Below are 10,775 nucleotides of genomic sequence, written 5' to 3'. Positions count from 1 at the left end.
GATAGGCCAGATATGGAAGCCGGGTGACCGGTGGAGTTGACTGGTACTAATAGGCCGAGGGCTTGTCCTCAGGTGCTCGCGTCCACTGTGTTGGTTCTGAAGCAATGAACCGTCTGACCGCCCCTTTTTGTGTGGGCTGGGTCCGGTTTAACTTTATAGTGTTTCGGTGGTTATAGCGTTAGGGAAACGCCCGGTTACATTCCGAACCCGGAAGCTAAGCCTTTCAGCGCCGATGGTACTGCAGGGGGGACCCTGTGGGAGAGTAGGACGCCGCCGAACAAATTTTGCAGAGAGCCCTGTCGGGACTTCGGTCACCGGCAGGGCTCTTCTCTTGTTGTATTGCGAGCCACTCGGTGTTCATGTTGTCTGGGCACGATGTCGCTCATGGGGACTCCTACGGATGAGCTGCTGCATGAGTTGACCCGGGCGCGTGTGCGACCGGGCGACGAGGTCATCGTGCCGTCCTACGGCACTCCCGAGGCCGCGGAAGCGGTGCTGCTGGCCGGCGCCAGGCCGGTGTTCGTGGACATCGACGCCCATACCTACTGCATAGACCCGGCCGCGGTGGCCGAGGCGCTGACGCCCAGGACCGCGGCCATCGTGGCCATTCACACCTTCGGACATCCCGCCGACATGGCGGCCCTCACCGAGCTCGGCCGGCGCCACGGCGTGCTGGTGATCGGATACGGGGCTGCCTGCGAGCCCGCCGGGGAGATACTGCGGCGGCAGGCCAACGCGGCTTATCTGGACGGAAAGCTGCGTGGCGTCCTCACGCCGCCTGTCGCGCCCGGTGTGGAACACACCTACCAGCAATACGTCGTCCGGGTCCCCGGCAACGGCCGGCCGGACCGGGACGCCTTCGCCCGTACGCTGCGTTCTCGCGGCGTCGTATGCCATGTGCCCGTACAGACGCCCGCGCACCGCACCGCGCGCTTCCGGCGCGATCTGTGGCTCGCGGAGACCGAGCGCGCGGCCGATGAGTGCCTGGCGCTGCCCGTCGATCCGACCATGTCGCGGCGGGAGTTGCAGCGCGTGGTCTCGGCCTGCAACGCGCTGGGCGGGCTGCTTCAGTCAGCCGCCTGAGCGACGGGGCGGGTGGTCGGGAGCGCACCCGAGTTCGGGTATGATCGATCTCGTCGACGCGCCCCAATAGCTCAGTCGGCAGAGCGTCTCCATGGTAAGGAGAAGGTCTACGGTTCGATTCCGTATTGGGGCTCTCCTGCGAAGGCCCCCGCCACGTGGCGGGGGCCTTCGTCATGTTCGGGCGGCGCCGGGCGGGCCCCGGCCCGCCCGGCCGCCTCAGGCGTCGGCCGGCTCGGGCTCGGGGACGCGCATCGCCAGGATCGCCATGTCGTCGGACGGCGGCTCCGCCGCGAAGCGTTCGACCGCCCGCAGCACCCGGGAGGCCACCGCGCCCGCCGTAAGGCCGGTGCAGGTCGTGAGGACGTCGATAAGGCCGTCGTCGCCGAGCATCCTGGTGCCCTCGCGCCGCTCCGTGACGCCGTCGGTGACGCACAGCAGCACATCGCCCGGGTCGAGCGTCACCGTCTGCTCGTACAGCTCGAGGTCCTCCATGACGCCGAGCAGCGGCTGGGGCTCGGCCGCCGCCTCCACGCTGCCGTCCTGGCGCAGCCGGAGCGGCAGCGGATGTCCGGCGCAGACGACCTTGAGCACCGCGCTGCCGTCGTGCTGCGGCCACAACTCGCCGTAGAGGAGGGTCAGGAAGCGGCTGCGGGCGCCCTCGTCGAGGATCGCCGCGTTGAGCCGCTCCAGGACCGCCGGGCCGCCGAAGCCCTCGCGAGCGAGCAGCCGCAGGGCGTGCCGGGCGAGTCCGGTGACCGCGGCGGCCTCGGGTCCGGTGCCGCAGACGTCGCCGATGGCGAAGCCGTACGCCCCGTCGCGGATCGGGAAGAGGTCGTAGAAGTCGCCACCGACCTCGTTCCCCTCGCCCGCCGCGCGGTAGATGACCTCGACCTCGACTCCGGGGACCTCGGGCTGCTCGGGCGGCAGCAGACTGCGCTGGAGGGACTGGCTGATCGCCGTGCGCTCCGAGTAGAGCCGGGCGTTGTCCAGCGCGAGCGCGGCCCGGCGGGAGAGGTCCTCGGCCAGCTCCAGGTTCTCCTGGCGGAAGTGCTCGTCGGTGGGCTTGCCGAGGATGAGCATGCCGATGACCCGGTTGCGGGCCACCAGGGGCAGCACGACCGTCTCCCCGCCGACCGCGGAGGCGGTCGCGAGCGAGGCGCCGGGGCCGGAGGAGGGGCGGGCGGAGTCGCCGAGGCTCAGGCTGCGCAGCGAGGTGCGCAGGGCGGCGGCGTGGGCCGCGTCGTAGGGGCCGGACCAGCTGCGGGCGCCGCCGGTGGGGACCTGCTCCGGTGGATCGATCTTCATCAGCAGGGCCTTGAGCCCGTCGATGCGGTCCTCGTCCTCATGCAGAACGTACGACAGCTCGGGCTCGGACGCCTGGTCGGCGACCGTATAGACGGCGCACCAACTGGCCAGCGTGGGCACCGTCATCTGGGCCATGAGCGCCAGTGTCTGGTCGCGGTCCAGCGTGCCCGCGAGGAGGTCGGACGCCTCGACGAGGAAGGACAGGGAGCCGCGGCGCAGCCGCTCAAGCTCGGTGAGGCGGGCGCGCTCGACGGCGAGGGCGATGCGGTCGGCGGCGAATTGCAGCCGCAGGGCCTCTTCGTTGCTGTAGCGGGCGGGGGACTCGGCGGCGACGCCGAGCGAGCCGGTGAGCCGGCCCTCGACCTTCAGCGGGACGGTGACCACGGAGCGCATCCCCGTGTTCACCAGCAGGGGAACGGCGCCGGGCACCGCGGACAGGTCCTCGTGGACGGCGGGCATCCGGGCCGAGCCATAGCGCCCGGTGCCCGCTTCGACGGGGACGCGGGCGAAGCGCTGGCGGGCGGAGGGCAGCCCGGTGGAGGCGCGGACCTCCAGCTCGGTCTCGTCGTCGGTGGCGAGCAGGAGGTAGGCGGCGTCGCCGTCGAGCATGTCGCGGGCCCGCTCGACGGTGCGCTGGAGCAGTCCGTCGAGGTCGTCGGGGGCCGGGGAGCCGATGAAGACCTCGAAGGCGTCGGTGGCCGGGCCCCGCTCGGCGGTTTCTGCGGTGTCCACGTTCGCACCGCGCATCGGGCTCTGGAGCACGGCGCGCTCGCGGTCGCGCACCATCAGGCAGACGGTGGACGGCTCGCCCTCGGCGTCGCGGATGCGCAGGTGGGAGGCGTAGACGGGGGAGACCTTGCCGTCGGCGCCGCGGATGCCGTAGGAGCCCTCCCAGCGGGAGAGCAGGAGCGCCTCGGCGACGCCGGTGCCGGTACCCGGGGTGTGCGGCCAGGCCGCGAGGTCGGTCAGCGGCTTGCCGATGATCTGCTCCGGTTGGTAACCGAACAGCTCCTGAGCGTCGTCGTTCCAGGCGCTGATCAGTCCGCCGCTGTCGACCTGGACGACGCCGACCCGGACCCGGGAGTCGGCGATGGGCAGGGCGCTGGAGGGCAGGGCGGGCCCGGCGGCCCGGGTGCCGGCCGGGCGGTCGGGGAAGTCGAGCTGGAACCATACCTGCTTGTGGGTCGCGGTGTACTCGACGCCCCAGCGGGCGGCGAGCGCGGCGCACAGCAGCAGACCGCGGCCGCCCTCGCGGTCGGGGTGCCCGAAGTGGTGGCCGCCGTTGCTCTGGAGCGGGACCTCGCGCTCGGGGTAGCGGTCGGCGACCTCGACGCGCACGCCGGTGTCGGCGCGGATGCAGACCACATCGGCGGTGGTACCGGCGTGCACCACCGCGTTGGTGACAAGTTCGCTGGTCAGGACGACGGCGTCGTCCACGATATCGGTGAGGCCCCACCCCTGGAGGGTGTCCCGGACAAAGGTGCGGGCGGCGGCGACCGAGCGTCCCACCGGCTCGAAGGTGGCGGCTGCCCGCGCGGTGATCACAGGTCTCCTCATAAGTGTCTCGGCGAACTGCTCACCCATGTCGCAGCGCCCCTCCGATGCCCTGGCCGGTTGCCAGGTTACTTACCACCGATGCCGTCGCGAATGCCGGTCGGTCTCGATTCCACCCAGAGGTGCTCTCGGCGGTGTGGGATGCTGCCGAACTGTTATGGCCTGGTTGGGGCATGGTGAAACACTGGGGAAGCTGGAAGAAGAACCCGACGAGGACGGTCAACCCTGCGGGAGGGACACGGTGGAGTCTGGCGCAGCGGCGCGGGGCACGAATACGCGCGCGAAAGGCGGACGGTCCCGGAGCAATGGGACGACTGAAGTGGACACGGCGGCCCTGAACCGGCTGCTGACCGCGATGACGGCCATGCGGGACGGGAACTTCCGCAAGCGGCTCACGGTCTCGGGCGAGGGCGTGATGTCCGAGATCGCCGCGGTCTTCAACGAGGTCGCGGACCGAAATCTCCAGCTCACGGGCGAGCTGACCCGGGTGCGGCGGGTGGTCGGCCGCGAGGGCAAGCTCACCGAGCGGCTGGAGACCGGCGCCTGTGAGGGGCAGTGGGCCGCGGCCATTGACGCGTCCAACGCCCTGGTGGACGATCTCGTACGGCCGGTGTCCGAGGTGGGCCGGGTGCTGTCGGCGGTCGCCGAGGGCGACCTGGAGCAGCGCATGGACCTGCGGGCCCAGGGCTCGGACGGGTCGGCGCATCCCCTGCGGGGTGAGTTCCTGAAGGTGGGCCGCACGGTCAACGGCCTGGTGGATCAGCTCTCGGCGTTCACCGACGAGGTGACCCGGGTCGCGAGCGAGGTCGGCACCGAGGGCAAGCTGGGCGGTCAGGCCCGGGTGCGCGGAATGTCGGGCTCGTGGAAGGACCTCACGGAGTCCGTCAACACGATGGCCTCCCGGCTCACCGCTCAGGTGCGTGACATCGCTCTCGTCACCACGGCGGTGGCCAAGGGCGATCTGTCCCGGAAGGTCACGGTTCATGTGTCCGGGGAGATGCTCGAGCTGAAGGAAACCGTCAACACGATGGTGGACCAGCTCTCCTCCTTCGCCTCCGAGGTGACCAGGGTCGCCCGTGAGGTGGGCACGGAGGGTGAGCTCGGCGGCCAGGCGAAGGTGCCGGGCGTCGCGGGCGTCTGGAAGGACCTCACCGACTCCGTCAACCTCATGGCCGGGAACCTGACCGCGCAGGTGCGCGGGATCGCCCAGGTCACCACGGCGGTCGCCAACGGTGATCTGTCGCAGAAGGTGACGGTGAGCGCACGCGGCGAGGTCGCGCAGCTGGCCGACACGATCAACACCATGACCGAGACGCTGCGCACCTTCGCTGACGAGGTCACGCGGGTGGCCAGCGAGGTCGGCGCCGAGGGGCTGCTGGGCGGTCAGGCGCAGGTGCCGGGTGCGGCGGGGACGTGGAAGGATCTCACCGATTCGGTGAACACCGCGTTCCGGAACCTCACCGCGCAGGTGCGGGACATCGCCCAGGTGACCACGGCGGTGGCGAACGGCGATCTGTCGCAGAAGGTCACCGTCGATGTGGCCGGCGAGATGCTGGAGCTGAAGAACACCGTCAACACGATGGTGGACCAGCTCCAGTCGTTCGGCGCCGAGGTGACGCGGGTCGCCCGGGAGATCGGCGTCGAGGGCGAGCTGGGCGGTCAGGCGCAGGTGCCGGGTGCGGCGGGGACGTGGAAGGATCTCACCGATTCGGTGAACACCGCGTTCCGGAACCTCACCGGACAGGTGCGCAACATCGCCCAGGTGACCACGGCGGTGGCGAACGGCGATCTGTCGCAGAAGGTCACCGTCGACGTCTCCGGCGAGATGCTCAAGCTGAAGAACACCGTGAACACCATGGTGGACCAGCTGTCCTCGTTCGCCGACCAGGTCACCAGGATGGCGCGGGACGTGGGCACCGAGGGCCGGCTGGGCGGTCAGGCCCGGGTGGACGGGGTCAGCGGCGTCTGGGCGGACCTGACCGACTCCGTGAACTCCATGGCCGGGAACCTGACGGCGCAGGTGCGCGGTATCGCCCAGGTGACGACCGCGGTCGCGCGCGGCGATCTGTCGCAGAAGATCGAGGTCGACGCGCGCGGCGAGATCCTGGAGCTGAAGAACACCATCAACACGATGGTCGACCAGCTCTCCGACTTCGCCGAGCAGGTGACCAGGGTCGCCCGCGAGGTGGGTACGGACGGCCGGCTGGGCGGTCAGGCGCAGGTGCCCGGTGTGGCGGGCGTCTGGCGCGATCTGACCGACTCGGTGAACGGCATGGCGGGCAACCTGACCGCCCAGGTGCGCAATATCGCGCAGGTGGCCACGGCGGTCGCGCGCGGTGACCTGTCCCAGAAGATCGACGTCGATGCGCGCGGCGAGATCCTGGAGCTGAAGAACACTCTGAACACGATGGTCGACCAGCTGTCGTCCTTCGCGGAGGAGGTCACCAGGGTCGCCCGCGAGGTGGGCACCGAGGGCCAGTTGGGCGGCCAGGCCGAGGTGCAGGGCGTCTCCGGGACGTGGAAGGACCTCACCCAGTCCGTCAACAGCATGGCCAACAACCTGACGTCCCAGGTGCGTTCGATCGCGGAGGTGACGACGGCGGTCGCCAAGGGCGATCTGTCGAAGAAGATCACCGTCGATGCCAAGGGCGAGATCCTCGAGCTGGTCACCACGGTGAACACGATGGTGGATCAGCTGTCGTCGTTCGCCGAGCAGGTGACCCGGGTGGCCCGTGAGGTGGGCACCGAGGGGCAGTTGGGCGGTCAGGCGCGGGTTCCGGGCGTGACCGGTATCTGGAAGGACCTGAGCAACAACGTCAACCTGATGGCCAACAACCTGACCATCCAGGTGCGGAACATCTCGCAGGTCTCGGCCGCGGTCGCCAACGGCGATCTGACCAAGAAGGTGACGGTCGAGGCGCGCGGCGAGGTCGCGGCGCTGGCCGACACCGTCAACACGATGGTGACGACGCTGTCGTCGTTCGCCGACGAGGTCACCCGCGTGGCCCGCGAGGTGGGCACGGACGGCATCCTGGGCGGCCAGGCCCGGGTGCCCGGCGTCTCGGGGACGTGGAAGGACCTCACCGAGTCCGTGAACTCGATGGCGTCCAACCTGACCGGCCAGGTCCGCAATATCGCCATGGTCACCACGGCCATCGCCCAGGGTGATCTGACCAAGAAGATCGACATCGAGGCGCGGGGCGAGATCCTCGAGCTGAAGACGACCATCAACACGATGGTGGACCAGCTGTCGTCCTTCGCCGACCAGGTGACCCGAGTGGCCCGTGAGGTGGGCACCGAGGGCCAGCTGGGCGGCCAGGCGCGGGTGCGGGACGTGGCCGGCACCTGGAAGGACCTGACCGAGTCGGTGAACGAGATGGCCGGGAACCTGACCCGTCAGGTGCGCGCCATCGCCGAGGTGGCCACCGCGGTGACCCGTGGCGATCTCAACCTCAAGATCGACGTGGACGCCTCCGGCGAGATCCAGGTCCTCCAGGACCACATCAACACCATGATCGCCAACCTGCGCGAGACCACGCTCGCCAACAAGGAGCAGGACTGGCTCAAGGGCAACCTGGCCCGGATCTCCGGTCTGATGCAGGGCCGCCGCGACCTCGAGGACGTCGCCCGGCTGATCATGAGCGAGCTGACCCCGGTGGTCTCCGCCCAGCACGGCGCCTTCTTCCTGGCCGTACCGCCTGGCGAGGGCACCGACGTGGTCGCGGACAGCACCTCCGACGACGGCTACGAGCTGCTGCTGGTCGGTTCCTACGGCTACACCCAGGGCTCGATGCCCAACCGCTTCAAGCCCGGTGAGACGCTGATCGGCACGGTCGCCGAGGAGAAGCGCCCGATCCTGGTGGAGAACGTGCCGCCGGGCTATCTCAAGATCGCCTCGGGGCTCGGCGAGGCGGCTCCGGCCCATGTGATCGTGTTGCCGGTGCTCTTCGAGGGGCAGCTGCTGGGCGTGATCGAGCTGGCCTCGTTCCAGCCGTTCGCGCAGATCCAGAAGGACTTCCTCAACCAGATCGCCGAGATGATCGGCACCAGCGTCAACACCATCAGCGTCAACACCAAGACCGAGGTGCTGCTGAAGCAGTCGCAGGAGCTGACCGAGCAGCTGCGCGAGCGCTCGGCCGAGCTGGAGAACCGGCAGAAGGCCCTCCAGGCGTCCAACGCGGAGCTGGAGGAGAAGTCCGACCGGCTGGCCCGCCAGAACCGCGACATCGAGGCCAAGAACACCGAGATCGAGGAAGCCCGGCAGGTGCTCGAGGAGCGCGCCGAGCAGCTCGCGGTCTCGATGCGCTACAAGAGCGAGTTCCTGGCGAACATGTCGCACGAGCTGCGCACGCCGCTCAACTCGCTGCTGATCCTGGCCAAGTTGCTCGCCGACAACGCGGACGGCAACCTCTCGCCGAAGCAGGTGGAGTTCGCCGAGACCATCCACGGCGCGGGCTCGGACCTGCTCCAGCTGATCAACGACATCCTGGACCTGTCGAAGGTCGAGGCGGGCAAGATGGACGTCAGCCCGACCCGTATCGCCCTGGTCCAGCTCGTCGACTATGTGGAGGCCACCTTCCGGCCGCTGACCGCGGAGAAGGGCCTGGACTTCTCCGTAAGGGTGTCGCCGGAGCTCCCGGCGACGCTGCACACCGACGAGCAGCGGCTGCTCCAGGTGCTGCGCAATCTGCTGTCCAACGCGGTGAAGTTCACCGACAGCGGCGCCGTGGAGCTGGTCATCCGGCCGGCGGGCGCGGATGTGCCGCACGCCATCCGGGAGCAGCTGCTGGAGCACGGTGCGCTGCGCGACGCGGACGCCGACATGATCGCGTTCTCGGTGACCGACACCGGTATCGGCATCGCGGCGAGCAAGATGCGGGTGATCTTCGAGGCGTTCAAGCAGGCCGACGGAACCACCAGCCGTAAGTACGGCGGCACCGGACTGGGCCTGTCCATCAGCCGGGAGATCGCCCGGCTGCTGGGCGGCGAGATCCACGCGGCCAGCGAGCCGGGCCGCGGCTCGACGTTCACGCTCTACCTGCCGCTGCACCCCAGCGAGCTGCCGCCCCAGGGCTACCCGCAGCTCGCCCCGAGCAGCTCGGCCCCGCTGGCGCTCGAGGCGTTCCCGGGCGCCGCGGAGGAGACCACGGAGAACGGTGCCGCGGCGGAGCGGGAGGAGGCCGCACAGGACGCCTCAGAGGGCTCTCAGACGGCACGCGGCCGTGGCGGCTCCGGGCTCTTCCGGCGGCGTCAGCGGGCCGAGCAGGAGGCGCCGCGGACCAACGAGGAGCAGGCCCCGCCGCAGCCGGAGACGGAGTCGGGCGCCCGGTCGGCGGGCCGCCGAACGGGACGGCAGGCGCAGGCCCCCGAGCCGTGGCTGCTGGGCGGCCAGGATCTGGTGGCCCCGGAGCCGGCGGGCGGCTTCCACGGCGAAAAGGTGTTGATCGTCGACGACGACATCCGTAATGTCTTCGCGCTGACCAGCGTGCTGGAGCAGCACGGGCTCCAGGTGCTGTACGCGGAGAACGGCCGGGAGGGCATCGAGGTCCTGGAGCAGCACGACGATGTCGTACTGGTCCTGATGGACATCATGATGCCGGAGATGGACGGTTACGCCACGACGGCCGCGATCCGCAGGATGCCGCAGTTCGCCGGGCTGCCGATCATCGCCCTCACCGCGAAGGCGATGAAGGGCGACCGGGAGAAGAGCATCGAAGCGGGCGCGTCGGACTACGTCACCAAGCCGGTCGACACCGATCATCTCCTTACGGTGATGGAGCAGTGGATGTCGGTTGAGTGACCCGAGGAACGCGCGGGACAGCCGTGGTGTTGACTGAGTGTCGCCGAACACGTGTGGGAACGCGGTATTCGGGGAACCTTCTGGTCTCCCACCGCGTTTCTGCTACGTGCACAGTGACATCGCGGTGACAGGGTGTGGCGAACAGCGGGGTGCGGCTACCATGACCGGCACAAGGACGGGCGGCGCAAGGGAGCCGTCCCCTGGGGCGGCGCCCGGTGCTTCCCCCAGCTCTGCGAGCTGGGGAGACCCCAAGCCGGGACGAGGAGGACGGGGCATGGTGCAGAAGGCCAAGATCCTCCTGGTCGATGACCGGCCGGAGAATCTGCTGGCGCTGGAGGCCATTCTCTCCGCGCTCGATCAGACCCTGGTGCGGGCATCGTCAGGGGAGGAAGCGCTCAAGGCGCTGCTGACGGACGACTTCGCGGTGATTCTGCTGGACGTCCAGATGCCGGGCATGGACGGATTCGAGACCGCGGCGCACATCAAGCGCCGGGAGCGGACCCGCGACATCCCGATCATTTTCCTCACGGCGATCAACCACGGCCCGCACCACACCTTCCGGGGCTACGCGGCCGGCGCGGTGGACTACATCTCCAAGCCCTTCGACCCGTGGGTGCTCAGAGCCAAGGTCTCGGTCTTCGTGGATCTCTACATGAAGAACTGCCAGCTGCGGGAGCAGGCGTCGCTGCTGCGGCTCCAGTTGGAGGGCGGCCAGCCCGCCGCCGGGGAGGCCAAGGAGTCGGCGGGGCTGCTCGCCGAGCTGTCCGCGCGGCTCGCCGCCGTCGAGGAGCAGGCCGAGGCGCTGTCCAAGCAGCTGGACGAGTCGGCCGACGCCGCCGCCGTGGCCACCGCGGCCCATCTGGAGCGCAAGCTGACCGGTCTGCGGCGGGCGCTGGACGCGCTGGAGCCGGGCGCGGGCAGCGGCGCCGGCCAGGTCCCCTCGCAGAACTGACCCGCTCGCCCCGCCGTCACCGTCGGTCGGTCATCGCCGACCGGTCACCCGCACTTTGACGCGCCGTCACGGCCGTCTCAC

General features: G+C 69.7%; 4 protein-coding genes, 1 tRNA gene and 1 rRNA gene. 5 read left to right on the top strand and 1 reads right to left on the bottom strand.

The features are described from left to right. Positions 1-162: 162 nt before the first annotated feature. From rrf to ACT2CW_RS34125, 3 genes are all read left to right on the top strand, one after another. A 5S ribosomal RNA gene (gene rrf / locus ACT2CW_RS34135) occupies positions 163-279 on the top strand. A gap of 105 nt (positions 280-384) precedes the next feature. After that, positions 385-1,083 carry a DegT/DnrJ/EryC1/StrS family aminotransferase gene (locus ACT2CW_RS34130; RefSeq protein ID WP_164436245.1) on the top strand — a complete coding sequence of 233 codons (699 nt, stop codon included), beginning with the start codon at positions 385-387 and terminating at the stop codon, positions 1,081-1,083. A 60-nt stretch (positions 1,084-1,143) separates the two neighbouring features. Beyond that, a tRNA-Thr gene (locus ACT2CW_RS34125) sits at positions 1,144-1,216 on the top strand. Between the two features lie 83 nt (positions 1,217-1,299). Here the strand turns inward: ACT2CW_RS34125 and ACT2CW_RS34120 are convergent. Beyond that, positions 1,300-3,933, bottom strand: a complete 2,634-nt coding sequence (locus ACT2CW_RS34120) for a SpoIIE family protein phosphatase (protein ID WP_164436247.1) — start codon at positions 3,931-3,933, stop codon at positions 1,300-1,302. A gap of 250 nt (positions 3,934-4,183) precedes the next feature. Between ACT2CW_RS34120 and ACT2CW_RS34115 the strand changes: the two genes are divergently transcribed. Together ACT2CW_RS34115 and ACT2CW_RS34110 are read left to right on the top strand one after the other, a co-directional pair. Continuing rightward, positions 4,184-9,742, top strand: coding sequence for a HAMP domain-containing protein (locus ACT2CW_RS34115; protein ID WP_445519376.1), 5,559 nt, complete (start codon positions 4,184-4,186; stop codon positions 9,740-9,742). A 274-nt stretch (positions 9,743-10,016) separates the two neighbouring features. Beyond that, a complete protein-coding gene (locus ACT2CW_RS34110; RefSeq protein ID WP_020868040.1) occupies positions 10,017-10,694 on the top strand; it encodes a response regulator in 678 nt (225 codons plus the stop codon). Positions 10,695-10,775: the final 81 nt, after the last annotated feature.

This window comes from Streptomyces sp. NEAU-174 (genome assembly GCF_052665095.1).
Note: the sequence above shows the minus strand (reverse complement) of the source record. Positions and strands in the feature narration are given on the sequence as shown.

Excerpts from the sequence above, each read along its gene's own strand:
- ACT2CW_RS34130 (WP_164436245.1), top strand. The coding sequence starts at position 385 with ATGGGGACTCCTACGGATGAGCTGCTGCATGAGTTGACCCGGGCGCGT.
- ACT2CW_RS34110 (WP_020868040.1), top strand. The coding sequence starts at position 10,017 with ATGGTGCAGAAGGCCAAGATCCTCCTGGTCGATGACCGGCCGGAGAAT.